The 23,978-nt window shown below is 36.1% G+C and carries 21 protein-coding genes; all 21 read right to left on the bottom strand.

The genetic code is table 11. The features are described from left to right. Positions 1-454 precede the first annotated feature (454 nt). Positions 455-1,939, bottom strand: coding sequence for a lysine--tRNA ligase (lysS, locus tag ACTXGU_RS21345; protein ID WP_443483540.1), 1,485 nt, complete (start codon positions 1,937-1,939; stop codon positions 455-457). A 349-nt stretch (positions 1,940-2,288) separates the two neighbouring features. After that, the gene (gene dusB, locus ACTXGU_RS21340) at positions 2,289-3,290 is read right to left on the bottom strand and encodes a tRNA dihydrouridine synthase DusB (RefSeq protein WP_443483539.1); all 1,002 of its coding nucleotides are present in this window, start codon (positions 3,288-3,290) and stop codon (positions 2,289-2,291) included. 41 nt (positions 3,291-3,331) lie between these two features. Then, entirely contained in the window at positions 3,332-3,544 is a 213-nt protein-coding gene (locus ACTXGU_RS21335) for a helix-turn-helix domain-containing protein (protein ID WP_443483538.1), read from the bottom strand. Then, complete coding sequence (gene folK / locus ACTXGU_RS21330; RefSeq protein WP_443483537.1) at positions 3,493-4,023, bottom strand: 2-amino-4-hydroxy-6-hydroxymethyldihydropteridine diphosphokinase; 531 nt, start codon at positions 4,021-4,023, stop codon at positions 3,493-3,495. Before folK ends, ACTXGU_RS21335 begins: the two co-directional genes overlap by 52 nt. Further along, positions 4,023-4,382 carry a dihydroneopterin aldolase gene (gene folB / locus ACTXGU_RS21325; protein ID WP_443483536.1) on the bottom strand — a complete coding sequence of 120 codons (360 nt, stop codon included), beginning with the start codon at positions 4,380-4,382 and terminating at the stop codon, positions 4,023-4,025. Before folB ends, folK begins: the two co-directional genes overlap by 1 nt. Then, complete coding sequence (folP, locus tag ACTXGU_RS21320) at positions 4,375-5,148, bottom strand: dihydropteroate synthase (RefSeq protein ID WP_443483541.1); 774 nt, start codon at positions 5,146-5,148, stop codon at positions 4,375-4,377. Before folP ends, folB begins: the two co-directional genes overlap by 8 nt. Before the next feature lie 55 nt (positions 5,149-5,203). Beyond that, a complete protein-coding gene (gene pabC / locus ACTXGU_RS21315; RefSeq protein WP_443483535.1) occupies positions 5,204-6,070 on the bottom strand; it encodes an aminodeoxychorismate lyase in 867 nt (288 codons plus the stop codon). A gap of 3 nt (positions 6,071-6,073) precedes the next feature. After that, positions 6,074-6,658, bottom strand: coding sequence for an aminodeoxychorismate/anthranilate synthase component II (gene pabA, locus ACTXGU_RS21310; RefSeq protein ID WP_443483534.1), 585 nt, complete (start codon positions 6,656-6,658; stop codon positions 6,074-6,076). Positions 6,659-6,663: 5 nt separating this feature from the next. Next, positions 6,664-8,067 (bottom strand): anthranilate synthase component I family protein, encoded by a 1,404-nt coding sequence (locus tag ACTXGU_RS21305; RefSeq protein ID WP_443483533.1) that lies wholly within the window; start codon positions 8,065-8,067, stop codon positions 6,664-6,666. Positions 8,068-8,601: 534 nt separating this feature from the next. Next, positions 8,602-9,048, bottom strand: coding sequence for a DMT family transporter (locus ACTXGU_RS21300; protein WP_443483532.1), 447 nt, complete (start codon positions 9,046-9,048; stop codon positions 8,602-8,604). 210 nt (positions 9,049-9,258) lie between these two features. Further along, the gene (gene cysK, locus ACTXGU_RS21295; RefSeq protein ID WP_443483531.1) at positions 9,259-10,191 is read right to left on the bottom strand and encodes a cysteine synthase A; all 933 of its coding nucleotides are present in this window, start codon (positions 10,189-10,191) and stop codon (positions 9,259-9,261) included. Positions 10,192-10,832: 641 nt separating this feature from the next. Further along, entirely contained in the window at positions 10,833-12,173 is a 1,341-nt protein-coding gene (locus tag ACTXGU_RS21290) for an ABC transporter permease (protein WP_443483530.1), read from the bottom strand. Continuing rightward, a complete protein-coding gene (locus ACTXGU_RS21285) occupies positions 12,170-12,862 on the bottom strand; it encodes an ABC transporter ATP-binding protein (RefSeq protein WP_443483529.1) in 693 nt (230 codons plus the stop codon). The genes ACTXGU_RS21290 and ACTXGU_RS21285 overlap by 4 nt, the downstream gene beginning before the upstream one ends. 335 nt (positions 12,863-13,197) lie before the next feature. Beyond that, on the bottom strand, positions 13,198-14,076 hold the full coding sequence (gene hslO, locus ACTXGU_RS21280) for an Hsp33 family molecular chaperone HslO (protein ID WP_443483528.1): 879 nt from the start codon (positions 14,074-14,076) through the stop codon (positions 13,198-13,200). A 29-nt stretch (positions 14,077-14,105) separates the two neighbouring features. Further along, the gene (locus tag ACTXGU_RS21275) at positions 14,106-14,882 is read right to left on the bottom strand and encodes a type III pantothenate kinase (protein ID WP_443483527.1); all 777 of its coding nucleotides are present in this window, start codon (positions 14,880-14,882) and stop codon (positions 14,106-14,108) included. A gap of 254 nt (positions 14,883-15,136) precedes the next feature. Then, entirely contained in the window at positions 15,137-17,062 is a 1,926-nt protein-coding gene (gene ftsH, locus ACTXGU_RS21270) for an ATP-dependent zinc metalloprotease FtsH (protein ID WP_443483526.1), read from the bottom strand. Between the two features lie 107 nt (positions 17,063-17,169). Beyond that, a complete protein-coding gene (gene hpt, locus ACTXGU_RS21265) occupies positions 17,170-17,718 on the bottom strand; it encodes a hypoxanthine phosphoribosyltransferase (RefSeq protein ID WP_443483525.1) in 549 nt (182 codons plus the stop codon). Positions 17,719-17,739: 21 nt separating this feature from the next. Then, the gene (gene tilS / locus ACTXGU_RS21260; protein ID WP_443483524.1) at positions 17,740-19,125 is read right to left on the bottom strand and encodes a tRNA lysidine(34) synthetase TilS; all 1,386 of its coding nucleotides are present in this window, start codon (positions 19,123-19,125) and stop codon (positions 17,740-17,742) included. Positions 19,126-19,277: 152 nt separating this feature from the next. Beyond that, the gene (locus ACTXGU_RS21255) at positions 19,278-20,300 is read right to left on the bottom strand and encodes a protein kinase domain-containing protein (RefSeq protein ID WP_443483523.1); all 1,023 of its coding nucleotides are present in this window, start codon (positions 20,298-20,300) and stop codon (positions 19,278-19,280) included. Beyond that, positions 20,269-21,006, bottom strand: coding sequence for a VWA domain-containing protein (locus ACTXGU_RS21250; RefSeq protein WP_443483522.1), 738 nt, complete (start codon positions 21,004-21,006; stop codon positions 20,269-20,271). Before ACTXGU_RS21250 ends, ACTXGU_RS21255 begins: the two co-directional genes overlap by 32 nt. 106 nt (positions 21,007-21,112) lie before the next feature. After that, the gene (spoIIE, locus tag ACTXGU_RS21245) at positions 21,113-23,590 is read right to left on the bottom strand and encodes a stage II sporulation protein E (protein WP_443483521.1); all 2,478 of its coding nucleotides are present in this window, start codon (positions 23,588-23,590) and stop codon (positions 21,113-21,115) included. Positions 23,591-23,978: the final 388 nt, after the last annotated feature.

Genomic DNA, 23,978 nt, shown 5'->3' with positions numbered 1-23,978 from the left:
CAATTCATTCTATCGCTATCGGGCGACTTTTTAATATTAACAGAAGTCATTTCCCGAGTCAACACTTTTTTAAAATTATTTTTCAGTTCGTTGCTAACTTGTTTCAACAACAGATATTAATATACCATCGTATCTAAATTGATGCAACTACTTTTTAAAAGAAAAAATATTCTTACAATTTATCCTTATAATATACTCATTACGCTTTCTCTCCTTTCTATAAAAATAAGGTTCTGACTGCATGCTTTTGAGAAATAAGAAAAGCGCAGGCGCCTTGCTCAGCCCCGAAGAAAAATGTTCTCTTGACTCAAAAAGTGTTTTTTACTTTTAGAGGCAAGAGGTTATCTTTCACAGGGGCTAGGCGCTGGAGCTCGACACTAAACTAGGTTCGAAATTTTATACTTTCTTATCTTTTGAAAAAACAGAGTACAATAAATGCACTCTGCCTCTTCTATTAACGATGTCTCATTAATGGAAATAATAATACATCTCTTATGGAAGGAGAATTAGTTAAAAGCATAACTAAACGGTCTATACCGATTCCTAACCCACCTGTTGGCGGCATTCCATATTCTAGCGCTTCAACGAAATCATCATCCATTAGATGCGCTTCATCATTTCCTTGCTCACGCTCTTTTAATTGTGCTTCGAATCTTTCACGTTGATCAATTGGATCATTTAATTCTGTAAATGCATTAGCATGCTCACGACCTACTATAAATAACTCAAATCGATCTGTGAAACGTGGATCTTCTTCATTTTTCTTAGCTAATGGAGAAATCTCTAGTGGATGCCCATAAATAAATGTAGGTTGAATGAGTTTTTCTTCAACTTTTTGTTCGAAAAACTCATTTACAATATGTCCGTATGTCATATTATCATTTATTTCAATATTATTCTCTTTTGCTAATCTTCTAGCTTCTTCTAGACTTGTCTCTGGCCAGAAATCAACACCTGTATACTGTTTGATTGCATCTACCATATGAAGTCTTGTCCATTCTGGCTTCAAGTCTACTTCATACTCGCCATAAGTGACAGTTGTTGAACCATGGATTTCTTTTGCAATATGTGCAACTAAATTTTCTGTTAAGCTCATAATATCACGGTAGTCCGCATATGCTTCATACAACTCAATCATGGTGAACTCAGGATTATGTCTAGTGGAAACTCCTTCATTACGGAAAACACGGCCAATTTCATAGACTTTTTCCAACCCGCCAACAATTAGTCGTTTCAAATGAAGTTCGATTGCAATACGCATATAAAGCGGCATATCCAATGCATTGTGATGTGTAATAAACGGACGAGCTGATGCTCCACCTGCAATAGAATGCATCATAGGTGTTTCTACTTCTAAATAACCATGATCATCTAAATATCTGCGCATAGATTGAATAATTTTACTGCGAAGAATAAATGTATGTTTACTTTCTTCACTTGCAATTAAATCTAAATAACGTTGACGGTAGCGTTGTTCAATATCTTTTAAACCGTGAAATTTATCTGGCAGTGGACGAAGTGCTTTTGTTAATAATGTAAAGTCTTTTACTTTAATGGATAACTCTCCAACATTCGTTTTGAAAAGAACTCCTTCTACACCAACAATGTCCCCTAAATCAACCGAGTTAAAAATAGCATATTGCTCTTCCCCAACATTATCTTTGCGAATATATAATTGAATTTGACCTTCAAGATCTTGAATATGAGCAAAACCAGCTTTCCCTTTTCCTCTTTTGGTCATCACTCTTCCTGCGATCGTAACATGAATTGCTTTTTCTTCTAATTCTTCTTTTTCAAAAGAACTATATTGTTGTTTAAGCCCCTCAGATAGATTTGTTCTTTCAAAACGTTTACCGAATGGATCTATTCCTTGTTCACGTAACTCATTCATTTTGTTACGTCTAACTTGCAACTGGTCATTTAATTCTTCATGACTCATTTTAATCATCTCCACCATCTTTTTTATGTATGATCACCTATAAGTGTGTGTTCAAAAAGGTAACAAATTAAAAGCAAGAAGGTCGAGGCGGCGTAGCTTTGAGCAACACAACGTATGCTTTTAAATACGTGAGTAGCGGAAAAGCAAGCCAACGAAGAGATTCGCCGCTTATCATTTGGTGCCTTTTTAAACATCCTTTAAAAAGGAATCGTAAATTTTTTATACATACTTTATTATTCTACACAATGTCGCGAGTACAGACACTAAAAAAGAAAAAAAACTGTCAGATTTTTCACCGACAGCTTATTTCCAAATCATATTATAGAAACTCAAACTGAAAAAGTCAAAGTCAGCCAACCTGTATTTCTTTTTGTTCTTTTTCTTCCGCTTCTATTACAAGAGCGTTTAACAAGGTCACTAATTGTTCACGCGTATCACATTCATTAATAGCATTACGTGCTTTTGCATTCCCTCTTATTCCTTTTAAATACCATGCTGCATGTTTTCTCATTTCTCTTACTGCCACATTTTCATTTTTTAAAGCAATTAAACGATCTAAGTGAAGGATGCAAACATTAATTTTTTCACGAACAGATGGCTCTCCAATTAATTCACCTGTTTCCAAATATTTGACTGTACGATAAATCATCCATGGATTTCCAAGTGCCGCTCTTCCTATCATCACACCATCACAGCCTGTTTCATCTAACATTCTTTTTGCATCTTGTGGTGTTTGTACATCTCCATTTCCAATCAATGGAATATTGATAGACTGTTTTACTTCACGAATAATATCCCAATTAGCTTTTCCTTCATACATTTGCACGCGTGTACGTCCATGAAGAGACACCGCACTTCCTCCAGCACGTTCTACTGCTTGAGCATTTCTAACAGCATAAATATGGTCTTCATCCCAACCCATACGCATTTTTACTGTAACAGGTTTATCTACAGCATCGACAACTGCAGCAACCATTTCATAAATCTTATTCGGATCTAGCAGCCACTTTGCTCCTGCATCACATTTTGTAATTTTAGGAACCGGACAACCCATGTTTATATCAATGATATCCGCATTAGAATTTTTATCGACAAATTGTGCAGCTTCCACAAGTGTGTCTTTTTCTCCTCCAAAAATTTGCAAGCTTAGAGGATTTTCTCTTTCATCGATATAAAGCATATTCATTGTTTTTTCGTTTTTAAAAACAATTCCTTTATCACTGATCATCTCAGCGCATACTAAGCCAGCACCAAACTCTTTTACCGTTAAACGAAATGCGGAGTTACAGATACCCGCCATCGGAGCAAGCACTACTCGGTTTTGCATTTCTACATTCCCTATTTTAAACACTGATAATACCTCCCTTTGAATTAATATCCCCTTATTGATTACTATTTTAAATCAGGATCCAAATCTTTCCTGCTTATATTTAAAGCTTTTACTATTAAATCTATCATATCATCCGAAGGCACTCGATTTCCCCTTTCAATCTCTCCTAAGATTGAAACAGAAATCAGCAGCTCTTTAGCTAAACTTTCCTGTGTATATCCCTTTAGTTTTCGAAAAGCGCGAATACGTCTTCCCCATTTTTCTGCTGTCTCCATATCCTTACTCCTTCTTTATCCTGCAAAAACTTTTTGCTTTCCTTTAAAGGTGTATGTGCATTAGGCAATTCAATCGTTGGAGCAATTTCCAATAAAGGAATTACAACAAATGCTCGCTCTGCAATTCTTGGATGTGGAATAATTAGTTTCTCTGATTCTATATTTTCGTGATTAAACAATAAAATGTCAAGGTCTATCGTTCTCGGCCCCCACCTTACCATCCTTTTTCTTCCAAGATTATTTTCAATAAACTGGCAAGCTTCTAGAAGGGAGTATGGGTCCAAGATTGTATGAATCTGTACTACAATATTTAAAAATAAGTCCTGGTCTTCAAATCCAACCGGATCTGTTTCATAGATGGATGAAATATTTACTAAATTAATTTTTTCATGTTCATGTAGCATATGCACAGCTTCTTTTAAAAACTCTACCCTGTTTCCTATATTAGAACCTAGCGATAAATAGGCATTATGATTCATTATTTTTTCCTCAAAATTTCCACAGATACTGACTGGTAGTGGCCAGGTATCGGTGGATCTGGTTTTATAACAGCAACACGTACACTTTCAAGTCGCTCATGGTTGTGCAAAAGCTTCTGTGCAATGTTTTCAGCTAGCGCTTCAATTAACTGATACGGTTTGCCTTCAACTATTTCTTTAACATCGAAATAGAGCTGACCATAATTAACGGAGTGTTCTAAATTGTCACTTTCCCCTGCTTCTCTTAAGTCTGCCTCTACTTCCAAATCAATGATAAATCGTTGGCCAAGTTTCGTTTCTTCAGGAAATACTCCGTGATAACCGTAAAACTCCATTTTAGTTAAGCGTATCTTATCCACCGTATTGCCCCCTTCCCATTAAAGCATCCATCATTTTTGCCATTCTAGCCATTTCTTTCACATCATGTACCCTGATTATTTGACACCCCTTTTGAATTCCGTAGCAAACTGTCGCTCCAGTGCCTTCAATTCTTTCTGATACAGGCAAATCTAGAACATTACCGATCATCGATTTTCTGGATGTTCCAAGTAAAACAGGATACCCCATCTCTACTAACTTATCTAAATGTCTCATCATCTCTAAATTAGTTGTTAAATTTTTTGCAAATCCTATACCCGGATCCAAAATAATATCTTCCTCTTTTACTCCAGCTGTTTTTGCAATCTGTATACTTTCAGCTAAATCTGATAATACATCCTCAACAAAATTGGTATATAGTTGATTATCTCGATTATGCATTAAAATAATCGGCGCATCCTTCTCTGCCGCAACCTTTGCAATCATTGGATCTTTTTTTGCTCCCCAAATATCATTAACGATATGGGCACCTGCATTTAATGCTTCATTTGCCACTATTCCTTTATATGTATCAATGGATATCGGCACATCCACTTCTTTAGAAACTGTCTCAATAATCGGAATTACTCTTTCCAATTCCTCTTCTGCTGAAATTTCTACATATCCCGGCCTTGTAGATTCCCCGCCAATATCAATAATATCCGCTCCGTTTTCCACCATCTCTAATGCATGCTTTACCGCTTTATCTTTTTCTCTAAATTTCCCGCCATCAGAAAACGAATCATGGTTAACATTCAAAATACCCATTATGAGTGTTTTATCATGATAGTTTAGTGTGTAAGGTGCACAATTTATTGCCAATTTATTTTTCCCCCATCTCTTTGATTGACCATAACGAACTAGACAGTTTTCGGTAATTTTTATGAAAAAGGGCGACAACCTTGCCAGCTGCTCCATTAAACAAATGGGTATCGATGCTTTTTAGCGGAATAATTTCTTGAATAGAATTGGTTGCAAACACTTCTTCTGCTTGCAGCATATGTTCAACTGCATAAAAACCTTCTTCTACTGTCATACCCATTTTTTTGGCATACGCCATAATAAACTGTCTAGTAATCCCATTTAAAATGCCTGTATCTAAGCTAGGGGTATAAAGAACGTCCTTTTTTATCCAAAACAAATTAGTTGTGACGCCCTCTGCTAAGTGCTGTTCTTTCGTTAAAAATATCCCTTCTATTTCTGCGTCTGTCCCTATTTCCCTTTTCGCAAAAATATTATTAAGATAATGATGAGATTTTAGCCTTTCATCCCCTTCTGGTGTATTGCGGGGAATCGCCAAAATCCGCCCCTTTTTTTCTACCATTCGGCCTGCTGCAGGCAATGGTTTCATGTACATCACGATATTCGGATTGGTATATGGAGCTGTTTGTAAACCAATCGCGCCACTTCCAGCAGATACATTAAAACGAATATACGCATTTTTTAAATCGTTTTTTTGCAATAAAACTTGTATGATGCTATTTACTTCTTCTCTTGTAAAAACTCGCTCAATATTTAATCGCTTTAATCCATGATTTAAACGTTGTAAATGGTCTTCTAACAAAAACGGGTGTCCCTCATAAATACGAAACGTTTCAAATAAGCCTAATCCATACATAAAACCGTGATCAAACACTGAAATAACTGCCTCTTCTTGCTTAACTACTTTCTCGTTTATATAAATGTACATAGTCTACTCTTTACCATTTCTCGCATAATAAGTAATGAAATTTTTCAATAGTTCCATTCCATCTGTTGTCATTATCGATTCAGGATGAAATTGCACTCCTTCGATAGGTACTTCTTTATGGCGAATCCCCATGATTTCGCCTTCCTCCGTCCATGCAGAAACTTCAAAACAAGCTGGCAGCGTCTCTTTTTTCACAAGCAAGGAATGATACCTTGTCGCTGGGAATGGGTTCGGCAAGTCCTTAAAGATTGTTTTTCCATCATGAAACATCATGGATATTTTTCCGTGCATCAAATTCTCCGCTTGAACTACATCCCCGCCAAACACTTGTGCAATAGCTTGATGACCTAAGCATACACCAAAAATAGGTACTTCTCCTGAGAAAGCGTCTATTGCTTCTAAGCTGATGCCTGCTTCATTGGGGCTGCATGGTCCTGGTGAAATCATTAAATAATCAGGATTTTCTTTTCTTATCTCTTCGATAGAAATTTGGTCATTTCTTTTCACAACCAGCTTTTCTCCCATTGAACCTAAATATTGCACAAGATTGTACGTAAATGAATCATAATTATCGATCATATAAATCATTGTCTTTACCCCTCATGTCTCTCAGCTAATTCTTTTGCATTCCAAAGCGCCCGTGCTTTTTTCATCGACTCTTTATATTCATTGCTAGGAACAGAATCAATGACTATTCCTGCACCTGCTTGTACATATGCCTTTTCGTCCTTTACAAGCATCGTGCGAATCATAATATTTAATTCAACATCTCTGTTAAACCCTATCCAGCCTAACGAGCCTGTATAAGGTCCCCTTTTTACTGGTTCTAATTCTTCAATAATCTCCATTGTTCTTACTTTAGGAGCACCTGTTATCGTTCCTCCAGGAAACATACTGTCAATTAAGTCATATTCATCTTTATCTTCTGCCAATGTCCCTCTAACATTCGAGACAATATGCATCACGTGAGAATATTTTTCGATCACCATAAACTCATTTACTTCTACTGAACCATACTGACAAACTCTCCCAAGGTCATTGCGCTCTAAATCAACTAACATCACATGCTCTGCTCGTTCTTTTTCACTTTCTATCAGCTCGTTAGCAAGCGCTTGATCCTCGTCATCATCTTTTCCTCTTGATCTTGTACCAGCAATTGGCCTTGTGCTTACCTCGTCTCCCTTCTTTTTCACTAAAAGTTCTGGAGAACCACATACAAGCTGAAAATCCGGCGTATGAAAATAGCCCATATATGGCGACGGATTTAGTACGCGCAGCTGTTTATATACTTCTATAGCAGGAACATGCAATGGCTTTGTTTGGCGCACAGATAAATTGACTTGAAAAACATCGCCTTGTGCAATGTAATCTTGAATTTTGCGAACGGAGCGCTGAAACTCGTTATCCTTTATAGAAACCTGTAAATCATCGGTCTTTTCTGTATCAGCAACCTCCTCTTCCTGGTCTATCCGTTCAAGCCATTGATTCGTACGTTCCTCTATTTTCTTTTGTGCATCATCATAATGTCCCTCTTCATATAAAGCCATGAACCATAACTGCTTTTCTTGATGGTCGTAAACATACCATTCATCAAATAGAAGAAAATAAACATCCGGTATTTCTAAATCATCCATCGTCTCATTAGGTAATCGTTCAATGTAACGAATATAATCATAGCTAATAAAACCAAGGGCCCCTCCTTGAAAATCAGGCAAAGCAGGATATGATTCTACCTTATATTGTCTTATGACATCCTTCACTAAGTGGAGTGGATTGCCTTCCATTATTTCTGTATGACTATCTGTAGTTACCTCCAATTTATTATTTTTCCCGATCATTTTCACAATAGGATTTATCGCTGCTATACTATATCTTCCGCCTCTACCGCTTTCTAATAATACATAGTGCTCTTTATTTCTTGTTAGATCAAGAAATTGTTTAAAAAACCGTTTATAAGAAAAAGCCATATGCTTGCTGTATACGTTATACTGTTTCAATCACCTTTCGCCCCTTACCATTTTCTCTTTTTTCATCATACATGATGAACAGGGAGAAAGACAAAAAAATTAGAAAAGATATTTAGAAAAGCGGAAGCACCTTGATCAGCCCCGAAGAAAAATGTTCATTTGACTCGAAAAGTGCTTTTTACTTTTAGAGGCAAAGGGTTATTTTTCACAGGGGCTAGGCGCTGGAGCTAGACAGTTATCTAACTTAAGACATATAAATTACGATATTACGCAAAAAAGCAAAGCCACTTCTGCCTTGCTTTCAACTTTTTATATCACAACTAGCTTTCTAAAAACATTCATGTTTGGATCAGTCTTTCCTATATCATCAATTCTTTTCGTATTGATTGTTGTTATTTACCCCGCGGACGAGTGCCGATCCTCCTCGTCACTATGCTCCTGTGGGGTCTCGTCTTTCTCGCTTTTCTAAGCAGAAGTCTACGTGTATTCAGGCTGCTCAGTGCTTCAGCCATGTTTATTTTTCTATTCAAAAACAACAAACTTTTAGAAAACAGCAATTCTTTTTTAAAATCGCTGCACCAAAAAAATACCGCCTAAAATTAGTAAAACCCCTATTATTCTAGGAATGTTTATCTCATGAACAGGAAGGTGAAACCAACCAAAATGGTCAATAATAATCGCCATGATTAATTGACCTGCAAGTGTAAGTCCTACGGTTAGTGCAGAACCAATTTTAGGCATGAGTATAACATTTGCTAACACGAACAGGATGCCAAGTGCTCCACCGCTCCAAATCCACCATGGCTTCGTAAATACGACTTTATTCGGTATAATCGTATGTTCTACTGCCAGTGTTACACCGCATAATACGGTAGCTCCAACTAAAAAAGAAATCATAGCTGCTAAATAAGGCGACTGAATTGTTGTACGCAATTCGGCATTAATTGCCGTTTGAACAGGTAATGCCATTCCAGCAAAAAGCGCAAATACAAAAAGGAAAAAATACGGCATTTTATCCCTCCTTCCAAGTAGTTACAAATACATAAATAGAATTAAACGACCGCACTAACAATTATCTCTTTCACTAATATAACACATTGAAATACTTTCCAATTTAGAATTGCACACATCTCCATAAATAAGCAACAAGCTTTGACGCAATAAAAAACAAGCAGCCATATAGACTGCTTGTTTTAAAAAAGTGATTTGGTTGTTTTTATTTTATGCCTCATCAAATTGGTATAATGGTGTACTTAAGTAGCGCTCACCATTACTTGGAATGATTGCTAATACTTTTTTCCCTTTTCCTAATTCTTTTGCTACCTTTAATGCTGAATAGATAGCAGCACCAGAAGAAATACCGCCTAAAACGCCCTCTTCTTTTCCAGCACGGCGAGCATATTCAAATGCTTGCTCTGTCGTTACTTGAATAATATCATCATAAATTTCGCTATTTAATGTATCTGGAACAAATCCAGCTCCGATTCCTTGAATTTTATGCGGTCCTGGTTTCCCTCCGGATAAAACAGGGGAATCAGCTGGTTCTACTGCATATATTTTAATATTTTCATATTTTTCTTTTAATACTTCACCAGCACCGCTGATCGTTCCACCTGTTCCGATGCCAGAAATAAACGCATCCAACTGCTCATCACCGAATGCAGAAATAATCTCCTGCGCCGTTGTTTTTCTATGTACTTCCGGATTGGATAAGTTTTTGAATTGTTGTGGTAGGAAATAGCCGTTTTCTTTCGCTAATTCTTCTGCTTTGCGAATCGCTCCGCCCATACCTTCTGGACCTGGTGTTAATACAAGTTCTGCACCATAGGCTCTTAATAGATTGCGTCTTTCCAAACTCATTGTTTCAGGCATAACAAGAATAGATTTATATCCTTTTGCTGCTGCAACCATCGCAAGACCAATACCTGTGTTTCCACTTGTTGGCTCAATTATAGTGCTGTCTTCTTTTAATTCCCCACTTTGTTCTGCAGCCTCAATCATTGCAAGTGCAATACGATCTTTTACACTGCTGCCAGGGTTCATATATTCAAGCTTTAAGTATACATCTGCACTTCCATCGTCCACTAAACGATTTAATTTTACTATTGGTGTTTGACCGATTAAATCTAAAATTGAATTAGCTATACGTGACATGATATTCTCTCCTTCTTAATAATCCGAGTAAATTAATTGGTTTTGTTATAAATAATTTATCAATGAATCCTCTTTTTGTCAATTAATATACGTTAATTTTACGGAAAATTCATATTTTGCTAGGGAATTTTTACTATTCTCTTTTATTTTAAGGCTACTTGGAAAATAAGCTCTGTTAAAAGGGGTTTTCCGAAGCTTATCGCTCGCTTTCCGCGGGGCGAGCGCCGAGCCTCCTCGTCACTTTGCTCCTGCGGGGTCTCGCCTGTCTCGCTAATCCCGCAGGAGTCGAGCGAACGCTTCTCCAAACCAACATCATTCTAAGCTCTAACTCCTTCTATCTTCACTCTGAATGAACACCACTTATTTTCATCCCCCATGGTGCAAATTTTTATTAGCATGGGTGGTTCTGTTAAATTTCAGTGTTGATTTAGAATGGCCAGAAAATTCGCTCGCTTTCCGCGAACGAACTGGCAAGCCTCCTTGCTCGTACCTCACTGCGGGGTCTTTCCAGCCCGTTTTTCCGCAAGAGTCTCGCAAATCCCCTTCCAAAATCAACATAATCGTTTAGCAGAGCCTATCTTAAAAAAAAGACCAATCACACCCTGACTAGTCGTGAATTGGCCAAATAGAAAGTTTTGTTCTTATACTTCTCTTCTTAACGCTTTTAATACATCTACCTTCGTTGCCCTTCTTGCTGGTCGTGATCCAGAAATAATGGTAACAGCATAACAAATAATAATACAGATAATCGGCAGACTGAATGGAATAGAACTAAACATAAATCCTGATGGAATTTCTTCATTAAAGAAGCTTTTTACAACAATAGGGATGATAAAATTCACTAAATAGCTTATGCCATAAGAAACGACTGTTCCTACTAATGCACCAATTAGACCAATAAAACTGCTTTCTAAAAGAAATATTTTTTTGATGACGGCAGGGTTTGCCCCTAACGCTTTCATGATGCCAATATCCGGTGCTCTTTCCGTTACGGACATTGTCATCGTATTATAAATGCCAATAGATGCAATAATAATGGCAATCGTACCGATAAAAATTAAACCAACTTTTAAAATAGCAAACACTTTATTAATTTCTTGTAATTCATTTAAAACGGAGTAAACATAATAATTTTTGTCTTCTAATTGCTTTGAAATACTTTCCACATTTTCTAGTTTATCTGCATAAATATTTACTTCATCATATACTCTTGCATCGCTTAATTGATTATTATTTTCCTCTGAGCTTCTCAATGCACCTTTTGCAGTACCAGTAAAACCTTCAATCGATTTTAAAATATTTTCTGAAATATAAACATTAGAATTATAGATCCAGTCTTTTGTTGGCTTTTTACCCAATCCAACTATTTCTAATTTTATTTTCTTCGTCTTATCATCCGATTTATTATCTGATAAATGTACCGTTAGTTCGATTGTTTTCCCGATTAAATCCCCTTTATAAAGATACTCCTCTTTTAACTGACCTTTTTCATCATATATTTTGTCATAGTCCACACCTTCAGGTAGTAGATTTTCTAAAAAATGATACCCGACGACTACCTCATTATCTTTTTCTGGCAATCTTCCTTTTGATAATTCAAAACCAGCTTTTACTTCAGATGACATATTAGCAACAACTGTTCCTGCTGTTATTTTAAACGCATCTAGTGTATATTCACCTGGCTGCTGTAATGCTTGCCTTCTTGTAACAGCTTTAACATGATCAATTGATTCAAAATACTGTACATCCTTATCTGTTAACCCTTCACTATCGCCTTCTGTTTTATTGTGAACTTCTATATTCGTTACTGTACGATTTTCTGTTGTTTCCTTTACAATCGATTCATTTAAGCCAAATCCAACAGATGCTAATACAATAAGAAAAGCACACCCCATTGCCGTTGCTAAAATGGTCATAAACATCCTTGTTTTATTTTTTTTCATATTTTGTTTAACAAATGCAACCTGGTCTTTCCATCTCATAAGGAATGAACCTCCTCTACTATATTTCCATCACTAATTTGCACAATGCGATCCCCTATTTTTGCAACGTTTTCATCATGGGTAATAATTAAAAATGTAATGTTTAAATCCCGATTTAACTCTTTAATAAAAGTTAACAGCTCCTCTTCTGTGTCACTATCCAAACTGCCTGTTGGTTCATCAGCCAAAATAAGCGGAGGATTGACGACAAGTGCTCTTGCGATACTTATGCGCTGCTGCTGCCCGCCAGATAACTCGCTAGGATAATGATCAGCAAAATCTTGCAGGCCTACTCTTTCTAACACTTCCAACGTTCTTTCTTTCCGTTCTTTTTCTCCCTCTCCTTTTAAAATTAACGGAAGCTGCACATTTTCAAATGCGGTCATACTCGGAATTAATTGAAAGCTTTGAAAAATAAACCCTATATGGGTTAAACGAAAATCAGCAAAGGAAGCTTCATTAAACTCGTTCACTTTTTGATTATCTATCCAAATTTCTCCTTCATTAGCCTGCATAAATCCACTAATTAAATTTAAAAGGGTTGATTTCCCCGATCCACTTCTTCCTATAATCGTGACAATTTCCCCTTTTTTTATCTCAAGATTAATATTTTTTAAAACTGGATATGTTGTTTTTTTATTTTTTTTCCCGATTTCAAACGAGTGGCTAACATCCTTAATCTTTATCAAATTTTTCTCCTCCCAAATTAGCAATCTACTAAATAAACGAAAAAATGGATGAAGAACCCTACAATTTATCAAAAAAAAAGCTGTTTTCGTATAGATTGTTGCTTTAAAACTCGCAGCCTGAATACACTTCGTCCGTTTAGCGAGCGTCGAGCCTCCTCGTCGCATACGCTCCTGTGGGGTCTCGTCCTTTCTCGCTTTCCCACAGGAGTCTACGTGTATTCAGGCTGCTTAGTACTTCTTCTCCCATTTTTTTACGTAAATAACAACAAACTTTGAGAAAACAGCAAAAAAAACAAGCATAGAGTGAGTACTATGCTTGTTTCATGATCTTGATATTATTTTGCTTCTTCTAAAAGAGATGCTAACTCTCCTTTTGAAAATATATATTTTTCATTACAGAAATGGCAATGAGCTTCCGCTTTTCCATCTGTTATAATCATGTCTTCGATTTCTTCTTTGCCAAGACTAATGATAGCATTAGAAAATCTATCTTTAGAACATGTACAAGTAAAAGAAACTGGCATTGTTTCGATTATCTTCATATTTTCTGCGCTGAAGATTTCTTCTAAAATTTCTTCAGGTGTTAAACCTTTTTGAATTAATTTTGAAATAGGCGGTATTTCACCTAAACGTTTTTCAATCTTTGTTATCGTTTCTTCATCTGTTCCTGGCAATAATTGAATCATAAAACCGCCAGCTGCGAGAATAGAATTATCTGGATTGACAAGAACGCCTACTCCAACGGAAGAAGGAATTTGCTCTGATGTTACTAAATAATACGTAAAATCTTCTCCTAGTTCTCCTGAAACAATCGGTACTTGACCTGTAAAATAATCGCGCATTCCAATGTCTTTCACAATTGATAATGTTCCTTCTGTTCCTACAGCTCTCTTTACATCCAACTTTCCGTGCTCATTTAAATCAAAATGCGTTTGTGGGTTCGTAACGTAACCTCTTACGTCTCCTTTCGCATTTCCATCAACCAATATTAAACCAATCGGTCCGCCACCATCAATTTTTACAGTTAATTTTTGATCGCCTTTTAACATAGCACCAAACATAGCAGCAGCAGTTAATGATCTTCCTAATGCCGCAGATGCCGTTGGCCAAGTATAATGTCTTCTTTGTGCTTCTGCCACTGTATCTGTGCTTTTCACTGAGTAAGCTCGCACCTGATCATTAAACGCTAACGCCTTAACTAAATAATCTCCCATCATTACCACTCCTTTTTAAACACGAACAATTATTTTACATTTGTTTTATTTTTTTCATATATCAGCTGTAATCCTTTTAATGTTAAAAACGGATCCACAACATCAATTATATTGGATTCTTTTGCAATTAAATTAGCTAGTCCGCCAGTTGCAATAACTTTAGGATTCTCTTTACTATACTCTTTCATTCGTTTTACAATTCCTTCAACTTGACCAACATATCCATATAGGATGCCAGATTGCATAGCAGATACCGTGTTTTTTCCAATTACCCCATCAGGACGTACAATTTCTATTCTTGGCAGCTTTGCCGCTTTAGAATATAGGGCTTCTGTAGCGATGTTAATACCTGGAGAGATCGCTCCACCCATATATTGTTTCTGTTCATTTATATAACAAAATGTCGTGGCAGTGCCAAAATCAACAATAATCAATGGACTTCCATATTCACGAATAGCAGCAACTGCATTTACAATACGATCCGCTCCAACCTCTTTAGGATTATCATATTTAATATTCAAGCCTGTTTTTGTTCCAGGTCCAACAACAAGAGGTTTTATTTGAAAGTATTTTTCACACATTCTTTCTAAAGCAAACATAATGGGCGGAACAACCGAGGATATAATAATTCCGTTTATATGAGAAAAATGTAAGTTAACATGATCAAATAGCGATTTAATGATCATACCATATTCATCTTCCGTTTTATAACGATTCGTTTCAATTCTCCAATGATGCTTTAATTTATCATTTTCATATACTCCTAAAACAGTGTTTGTATTCCCAACATCAAAGACAAAAATCATAATCTTCACCACTTTTTTATTATTAATACTGTTGCTATTACTTATATACAACTTAGCTTAACAAGCGTAAGTTAAATTTCTATTTTATCGCACAATTCCCATTTTAAACACTGCAAACATCATATCATAATCTCCTAATATTAGTGAAATATCAAATTCTTTTTCTTATTAAAACACTCCCGCCCCTTCAGAAGACAGGCATTTATTCGTACAAAAAAGGATGCACATATGTACATCCTTTTTTTGTATCATGATCATAGCTCCTCTTTCGGCTCTTGATCTTCTTTCTTCATGTTGATATTTACTTTCACATCATCAGCATCAGATGAAATAGTTTCTGTTTGAGCGGAACGATCTGGAAGTTTTCCGTCTTTATATAAGCTGTTGATTTGTTCAGCATCTAATGTTTCTACTTCAAGTAAAGTTTCTGCAATGATATTTAATTTCTCGCGGTTTTCCGTAAGAATTGTTTTTGCTCTTTCATAACTTTCTTTAATAATTCTTTGGATTTCCTGATCAATATCATAAGCTATTGCATCCGAATAATTTTGTTCATTATTCAAATCTCTGCCTAAAAATACTTGACCTTGAGCCTGACCAAATTGCAACGGTCCAAGCTTATCGCTCATTCCATATTCTGTTACCATTTTACGGGCAATATTAGTAGCTCTTTGGAAATCATTATGAGCACCAGTACTTACTTCACCAAATACGATATCTTCTGCTACACGTCCGCCTAACAAGCCGGTAATTTTATCAAGTAGCTCTTGCTTTGTCATTAAGAAACGATCTTCTTTTGGAAGCATAACAGCATAGCCGCCCGCTTGACCTCTAGGAACGATGGTTACTTTATGTACCATATCTGCTTCATCTAAAACTACACCAATAATAGTATGACCTGCTTCATGATATGCTACTATGTTTCGTTCTTTTTTCGAGATTACACGACTTTTCTTTGCAGGACCAGCAATGACACGGTCCGTTGCTTCATCCATATCTTCCATATCAATTTTCTTCTTATCTGCTCTAGCTGCAACAAGTGCTGCTTCATTGAGTAGATTTTCTAAATCTGCACCAGAAAATCCTGGGGTACGCATCGCAATGCTCTTAAGATCCACAGTCTCAGCCAATGGTTTATTACGGGCATGGACACGCAGAACTGCTTCACGACCATTTACATCTGGTCTGTCAACCGTTATTTGACGGTCAAAACGACCTGGACGCAATAACGCTGGGTCCAAAATATCCGGGCGGTTTGTCGCAGCAATAATAATAATTCCTTCATTCGCTCCGAAACCATCCATCTCAACTAATAATTGGTTTAATGTTTGCTCACGCTCATCATGTCCACCGCCAAGACCAGCACCACGTTGGCGACCAACAGCGTCAATTTCATCAATAAATATAATACATGGTGCATTCTTTTTCGCTGTTTCAAATAAATCACGAACACGGGAAGCACCCACACCAACAAACATTTCCACAAAATCAGAACCACTGATAGAGAAGAACGGCACACCAGCCTCGCCGGCAACAGCTCTTGCTAATAATGTTTTACCTGTTCCTGGAGGTCCATTAAGTAAAACACCTTTAGGTATTCTTGCTCCAAGTTCTGCAAATTTTCTTGGGTCTTTTAAGAATTCAACTACTTCTACTAACTCTTGCTTTTCTTCATCTGCTCCAGCTACATCTTTAAAGCGAACCTTCTTCTTCTCTTCGTTATAAAGTTTGGCTTTACTTTTGCCAAAGTTCATTACTCTACTGCCGCCGCCTTGTGCTTGGTTAAGCAGGAAGAAGAATAAAATAAAGATAATCACAAACGGAATGATAGAAGTAAAGAATGTTACCCAGCTGCTAGTTTCTTGTGCCGGTAAGACCTCTACATTGGAGCCCTCATGCGCTGCTTTATCTATTCGTTGCTGAACAGTTTCGTTATTCGTTACATAGGAGACAAAATATTCATCACGTTTATATGATTTCAATTGTCCACGTACTTCTAAGACACCTCGTTCAGGTTGTGTTGTAATCGATTTTACTTCATTCTTTTCGAGATGACTAATTAATTGATTATAGGATATATGCCTAGTAGGTTCGTTATTACCATTGAAAAAACTTACTACACCTATAATGACTAAAAATATTAATAAATAAAAGATGGTATTACGGAAAATACGGTTCATCCCTTACCTCCTCCCACGGTAAACAAACTATAGTGTATAGTATCATAGAAAATTGTGTAAATTCAAGAAATTAACCTTTTTGTTTACGAGTTTTACTTCACTGCCTTTTAATTATTATCAGTTGTATAAACCTCTGGCTTCAAAACGCCAATATACGGTAGATTACGGTATTTCTCTGCATAATCTAAACCGTAGCCAACAACAAATGCATCTGGTACGATAAAGCCTACATAATCTGCTTGAAGATCTGCTTTTCTTCCAGTTGGTTTGTCGAGAAGTGTGACAATCTTAATAGATTTTGCTTTTCGATAACGGAATAAATCTACTAAGTAGCTAAGCGTTAAACCGCTATCAATGATATCCTCGATGATTAATATATCTCTTCCTTCAACTGATGTGTCTAAATCTTTAATAATTTTCACTTCACCTGACGATACAGTTGAATTTCCATAACTCGACACATCCATAAAATCCATTTCTAAGTATGTATCAATACGTTTTAGAAGATCAGCCATAAAAGGCAATGCTCCTTTAAGAACACCAATTGCCAATGGAAATTTGTCATTGTATTCTTCTGTTAACTGAAATGCTAAATCCTTTATTTTCTCTTGAATCTCTTCTTCTGATATTAATATCCTCTCAATATCATGTTTCATTAAAGTGTGCCCCCTAGAAGATCATTGCGTTTTAAATGTTATTAATAGATAAAAATCGCTATTCTCAACACAATAAGAATAAATTGATTTTTTTAGGCCTGGTATCCATAATATATTGTTTTCAGCATCTGTTAAAATAGGCCATGTTTTTCTCTTTTGAATGGATACTTTTTCATCCATAAATATACTTTTCACTTTTTTTGTGCCATCCATTCCTTTTATCTTCATCCTATCTCCATCTCTTCTCGTACGTATGATAAGAGGAAAGGAAATAGTATTTGGACTTAAAAGAATGCTATGAGCATCTAAAAGCGGTCTGCTGTCTATATATTCTACCTTAATATAGTACCCATTAGGTAATAATAACTCTCCCGTTTTTGAAATTTCATAATAAAAGGGTTCTTCAGGTGTAAAATTCAGTTGAAAATAAGCTAATCGATAGGATTTCACCACATTCAAACCTTCAGGGAGATCAATATTTCCTGACGCATGAGGACTATTCAGCAAAGTTATAATATTATCTGTATGTAATGCGGATAATGAAGCAGGTATCTTTTTATAGAGATAGTTTAATATTAGTTGAATACATCTTCTTTGTAAAGAAATAGCTATAGAAAGAAATGCATCAATGTCAACAATTATTTCATTATCTTTTTTAGCACTTACTACTTTATCCCATATCTCCACAGTTAATTCCATTAAAAACCGCTCATCTTCTTGTAATTCTTCACTAAAGCGTTGAAAATGCCGGGAAACATGACGATTTTCATTTTTCAGGAAAGGAATAACCTGTTTTCTGTATCTATTTCTGCTATAGTTTTCTTTTTCATTGCTTGGATCTCTTCTAGGGTCTAGCTCGTATTCTAAACAATACTCCTCAATTTCCTGTCTTTCCAGACAAAGGAATGGACGAAATAATACTCCCTTTCCAAACGGCCTTTGGAACGGAATGCCAGCTCTCGCTTCACCTGTACTTCCTCTAGTTAACCTCATTAAGATTGTTTCAACTTGATCATCTCCATGGTGACCTAATGCTAAATAATCCATTCCATGTTTTTTCATTATCTCTTCAAAAAATAAGTAGCGGCATTCTCTAGCAGCAGTTTGAGCATTTATTCCTGTTTCGTTTATATAACGAGGAACATCTATGCTTTTCATTTCAAACGGGATAGATCTACACAAACAAAAAGCCTCTACAAACTTTGCCTCTTGCAATGATTCTTCTCCCCTAAACATATGGTCCACATGGGCTGCTATTACCGAGATACTCCATTCTGCTTGTTTGCTCCAAAGATAATGAAGTAATGCAAGGGAATCTGGACCTCCAGATACCCCAACTAAAATCTTCTTTCCTTCAAGTGATAATCCTCTCTCTTTTAAGTATGTTTTTACTTTTTGATCTAACATATGCACTTCTTCCTTAATTCATATCACTATTCTACATATTATTATTGTTTATAGTAGATATGGTAGTCTATTATGACTATAGAATACCACTTTTACCACTAAGCTTTCAAAAGATGCCACTCTCCATATGAAAATTCTTTCCAGTTCATCTATTATGTTAATTGGCCGTAAATGTAAAATAAATACAATAAAGAAATAATTAGGAGTAGGAGCAGAGATTCGAGTACCCCTGATTTTTTCTTCTTTTTCATTACCGTCCTTCTGTTTAATGAACCATTCTTCTTTATTGTTTGTTTATTACTTCTGTTATTGGCGACAGAAGGCGTACTTCTTTGATTAACAGAAGAGGAACGGACCCTTGTTTTAACAGGATCTCCATTTGATAACCGTAATAACTCGCTTCTCATTTCGTTTGCACTGCTGTATTTTCCAGTAAACGCCTGAACTAATAGTCCTTCATATGGATGTAGTTCTCTTTTCTGTTGAACCATAGCACGTAATTGATGAAGGCCCCCATTTGTTTTATTAAATCTTTTTGGATAGGCAATATTCATGATGATCATCGCAACTGCAAATAAATCATATGTCGGTTCAGCCTTTCGTGTTCCCAATCCCCAATATCCACGATCATAAAACTCTGTAAACTCCTTAATCGCTCTCCCTTGTATTGTTGTTCCTCCTACATCAATGCATCTGATTCTAGTCGGTGGACCGGTAATAATTAAATTATCAGGCTTCAGATCTCCAAACACCCACTTTGTTTCATGTAATACTTGCAAATCTTTTAACAGTTGAATCATTAGCACATTTATCCAAGAGCTATCCTTATGTTGAATAAATGATAATAAATCTGGACCCTTTATATATTCCATTACATAAAAGGAAATATTTCCGCTTCTAGTTATCCAGTCATCCACATCCATCAAAGAAGGTCCAAGGCAGTAACCTTGGACCTTCGCAAAGGATTTTAATACATTTACTTCGGAAATAATAGACATTCCATTGTTACTTATCTTTAAAGCAACTTGTCCTATTTTGGATTCCGCTAAGAAAACAGTCCCGTTTGCTCCATAACCAAGTTCTTTTAAGATTGTATAATTGTTTTTATGCCATTTCCCCTTAATAACAGTACCAGGATTTATGTTAAATGGACTCTTCAAAGTATTCATCATCATCACGAGAGATCAAACTCTTTAATGAGCGTTTATTTTTGAAATAATGGATAGCTTCTTTTAAAGCTGGGCCTGTTGGCGTTATCCCACCAGTTGTTAACTTGGAGAAAATACTAGTAAGCGACTCCAGTCTTGGTGTCCAATCAAGCAATTTTTCGACTTCTTTCTTTTTCCCGGGAAATACAAAAACAGCATACTTATTCTCTCCAGATCTAGCGTTTAAACTTAATGACAGATCGATTAAAGCCTCTTTTACCGTTGGAAGCTTATGTTTCATACTTGCACTTGTATCTACGAGAATAAGTACATCTAATTCTACCTTTTCGCCTAATTCATCTACTACTTCCATCACTTCTCCACGTTTTTCTGGTGGTAAATCTTCTACCGTTTTGGAACTTCCTAAGATTTGTTGAAGTTCCTTATTTACAACACCTTGCAACGTTTGTGTCATCGCTTTTTTTGTAACCATCTGAACCGTTTGTGCTAATTGTTGGGCATAAACCACCTGACTTACACCACCACCAGAAAGAGCAATTCCTTCAATTTCTTTTATCCCTTGTTCCTCAATCGTATCATGTTCCATTACACCAATAACATTAACTGTGATACCTTGTTCATTTGCTAATGCAGCCATTGCAATTGGGTCTTCTCCTTGATTGGAGCATCCATCTGTAATAAGAAGAATTTGTTTAAGTGTTCCTGTTTTCATTCAATACTCCCCTCTATTCATGAGTTAGTCCCATTGTTGACGGAAAAAGGAGTATTTATACCTTTTCTTATTGGATATACAATTAATGCCTTATTAAAAATGCTGGTTAATTTGCTGTTTGACTATATGCTCTTACAGGTATGGACTTCCACTTTGGAATATTATGATTGATTTGCGCTACAAGCACCGTCATATCATCTTCAATCATCCCTGATCTGGAACGAATAACTTCTTCCATAATTAAATCTGCTATTTCTTGAGGATCATTTGTTTTTAACTCTTTTATTTTTCTTTTCATCCATAAGTCAAAGTTCTCTACATGCTTCGGTCCTTCAAACACCCCATCGCTCATCATAACAAGTATATCTCCAGCTTTTAATTGCTCGCTCACAACATCCACATCAAAATCTTGCAATATTCCCATTGGTAAATTGCTGGCCTGTATTTTAATGATCTTAGAACCTCTTTTAATAAAACTTGGTGTTGAACCAATTTTCAAAAACTTTGCAGCAGCACTTTGCAAGTCGATCATAGCTAAATCTAAAGTAGAAAATATTTCATCCGTTGTACGTAATGATAAAACAGAATTTATAGACTTGATCGCCACTTGTTCCTCAATCCCAGACTGGAGAATTTTTTGCAGAAGCTGCAATGTTTCTTCACTCTCAATATGAGCCCTTTCTCCATTTCCCATTCCGTCGCTTATTGCCATCGCATATTTTCCAAGCCCCAGTTCGATTGTAGAATAGCTGTCTCCAGATACAAATCCTCCATCTTTTGCAGCATATGCCACCCCAGTTTCTACTACATACGCTTTTGCTGATCGAAAAGTGGCATGACTATAATCATTAGAAGAATCAGATTGATCTTCTGTATTCACAATAATCGTTTCTCCAAGAATGTCCGATAACATCGGGGCGATTAATTTTTCGCATTCTCCATGACCTGTGTTATATGGAATTGTAATATCTATATCCACATTTCCTTGTTCTAAGCTAAATATCTCTACATTTTCAATGTGAATTCCAAATTCCTGTATTGCTTCTAGTATTAACTCCTCTTGCTTATGATGATTTTCTCGTTCTCTTTGTATCTCTTTGGCGAAATCTCCCATAACTTCAGATACACCTAAAAGTTGATCTGCTACTAGTTTTCGGCTTTCTAAAACTTGTTTTTTTAGTTTTTGATTCGCTTGAAATAACGTTAATTCTTGATGAATCGCATCAGTCACCTTTTTTGATCTTGTACAATGCTTCTCCCAATCTCTTAATAAATTGCTTGAAATATTTCCACCAGTTTCGGACATTTCTGTCATAATTTCTTTCATATAATCATATGTTGTATTAAAGTTTCTCGCCCAGCAAGTCTCCTTTCTAAAGCAAGTTTGGCACGTCTTTTCTGTTACATTGCTTAAGAAGAAATCAAGCTCTCTGTCACTGTCATCCATCTCCGAAAAAGTATCATTGGATGAAAAACTTTTAGAAAGCGCCTGAAAAACAGTAGAAAACTGAGAAACTCTTTGTGCTGTGACATCTCTCATTTTTCGCATATACTGCTGTTGTTCTAAAGAATATTCAGTGGTTCCTGGGATATGCTTCGCCATTCGTGAAGTAAAAACTTGAGGAGTTAACAAAAATAAAATTACGGCTGCTGTCGTTTCCATAATAGATGCTGTTAATACACCACTACCTTCTCCATACATGCCAATCAGCAGTGTTGCTATATAAAGGCCTAATGCTACTCCGACTTTTCTGCCTTCTTTCAACAACCCTCCTAGTAGTCCAGAAAAAGCAAGTAAGCTCATATGATAAAAACTTGATATATTTGCTAAACTAAAAATTAATCCTGTTACAACACCTACCGTTGATCCGATCGTTGCTCCAGCGACAAAAGCAAAGATAAGCACTAAGTATCGGGACATGATATGTTCAATCGACATATCGTATACAGTCCATCCAATTGTTCCTGTCATAACAGAAGCTAACATAATAATGAGACAAACAATTTCTTCTGTTTTTAACGCTTGCCTGCGTTTATTTACAGTAAGCAACGGCAAACTTTGCAGGAAAATAAGGGTTAAAATATATCCTAAGCTTCCTTCTACAAGAGACATCATTCCACCATACAGTGTAATTTCTCCTTGTAATATATAAGCTTCTATTAAACTTCCACCTAGTATCGTTAACAAAACAATCACTGGCACCATACTTTGTTCGTTTTTATTCCATCTGTTTACTATTTTAAATATACTTAAAAATAAAAAGGAAAGCGCAAAACTAGAGAATGCTTCTTTAAAAGACAGGGTTGCCGCACCTCCTATTAAACCTACTAAAGCAATTGGCGCCTTTTCTTTACGGGTTAAATAGACTGCTGCAAAGAAAGGGAGACTAAATGGAGTTAATTTCGCCAATATTAATGCTCTCCCTAATAAGAATCCAATGAAGAACAGCATGTAGCCTTTAACAACAAATAAATTTTCTATTTTGGTATTAAACTTCTGAAAAAAAACGCCTAATCCATCTTTTGATTTTCCAAAATCAACTTCACCCAATGTGTCTATTAAGTCCCTTTCTACTTTTTCCATTTTTATACACTCCCTATCCAGTCTTATTGTTGAAAATTATAGAGTGTATTTTTTTAAAAGTTTGTCAAAATAGCGGACAAGCTACTATTTTTTACTCGACTTCTTTCACTTAAATTCTTAACAAAAACCATAATTCGATAAAATACGTTGGATAGAAAAAACAGCCTTCCTTCTAAAAAGGTTGAGACTGCCCACTTTATATAAAAGCAACTCCTATTACATTTTTTAAACAAGTTGTTTTTCCTGCCTGTTTTTGTCAAAAATTGAAAAATAAATAGTATTATAGAATTGTTTTTTATTCAATTGGCTCTGTTAAACTTGCCTGTTGATTGCAGCGAGAGGCGTTCGCTTTCCGCGGGCGGTCCGGGAGCCTCCTCGGCGCTGTGCG

Source organism: Niallia sp. 01092, assembly GCF_052318935.1.
Lineage (GTDB): Bacteria > Bacillota > Bacilli > Bacillales > Cytobacillaceae > Niallia.
Note: the sequence above shows the minus strand (reverse complement) of the source record. Positions and strands in the feature narration are given on the sequence as shown.

Bases quoted from the DNA above. Each gene is read 5' to 3' on its own strand.
- pabC (WP_443483535.1), bottom strand. From the start codon at position 6,070: ATGTACATTTATATAAACGAGAAAGTAGTTAAGCAAGAAGAGGCAGTT.
- folK (WP_443483537.1), bottom strand. From the start codon at position 4,023: ATGAATCATAATGCCTATTTATCGCTAGGTTCTAATATAGGAAACAGG.
- ftsH (WP_443483526.1), bottom strand. From the start codon at position 17,062: ATGAACCGTATTTTCCGTAATACCATCTTTTATTTATTAATATTTTTA.
- spoIIE (WP_443483521.1), bottom strand. From the start codon at position 23,590: ATGGAAAAAGTAGAAAGGGACTTAATAGACACATTGGGTGAAGTTGAT.
- ACTXGU_RS21275 (WP_443483527.1), bottom strand. From the start codon at position 14,882: ATGATTTTTGTCTTTGATGTTGGGAATACAAACACTGTTTTAGGAGTA.
- hpt (WP_443483525.1), bottom strand. From the start codon at position 17,718: ATGAAACATGATATTGAGAGGATATTAATATCAGAAGAAGAGATTCAA.
- ACTXGU_RS21250 (WP_443483522.1), bottom strand. From the start codon at position 21,006: ATGAAAACAGGAACACTTAAACAAATTCTTCTTATTACAGATGGATGC.
- ACTXGU_RS21300 (WP_443483532.1), bottom strand. From the start codon at position 9,048: ATGCCGTATTTTTTCCTTTTTGTATTTGCGCTTTTTGCTGGAATGGCA.
- pabA (WP_443483534.1), bottom strand. From the start codon at position 6,658: ATGATTTATATGATCGATAATTATGATTCATTTACGTACAATCTTGTG.
- lysS (WP_443483540.1), bottom strand. From the start codon at position 1,939: ATGAGTCATGAAGAATTAAATGACCAGTTGCAAGTTAGACGTAACAAA.
- ACTXGU_RS21255 (WP_443483523.1), bottom strand. From the start codon at position 20,300: ATGATGATGAATACTTTGAAGAGTCCATTTAACATAAATCCTGGTACT.
- folP (WP_443483541.1), bottom strand. From the start codon at position 5,148: ATGGGTATTTTGAATGTTAACCATGATTCGTTTTCTGATGGCGGGAAA.
- ACTXGU_RS21335 (WP_443483538.1), bottom strand. From the start codon at position 3,544: ATGGAGACAGCAGAAAAATGGGGAAGACGTATTCGCGCTTTTCGAAAA.
- cysK (WP_443483531.1), bottom strand. From the start codon at position 10,191: ATGTCACGTATAGCTAATTCAATTTTAGATTTAATCGGTCAAACACCA.
- hslO (WP_443483528.1), bottom strand. From the start codon at position 14,076: ATGGGAGATTATTTAGTTAAGGCGTTAGCGTTTAATGATCAGGTGCGA.
- ACTXGU_RS21290 (WP_443483530.1), bottom strand. From the start codon at position 12,173: ATGAGATGGAAAGACCAGGTTGCATTTGTTAAACAAAATATGAAAAAA.
- tilS (WP_443483524.1), bottom strand. From the start codon at position 19,125: ATGTTAGATCAAAAAGTAAAAACATACTTAAAAGAGAGAGGATTATCA.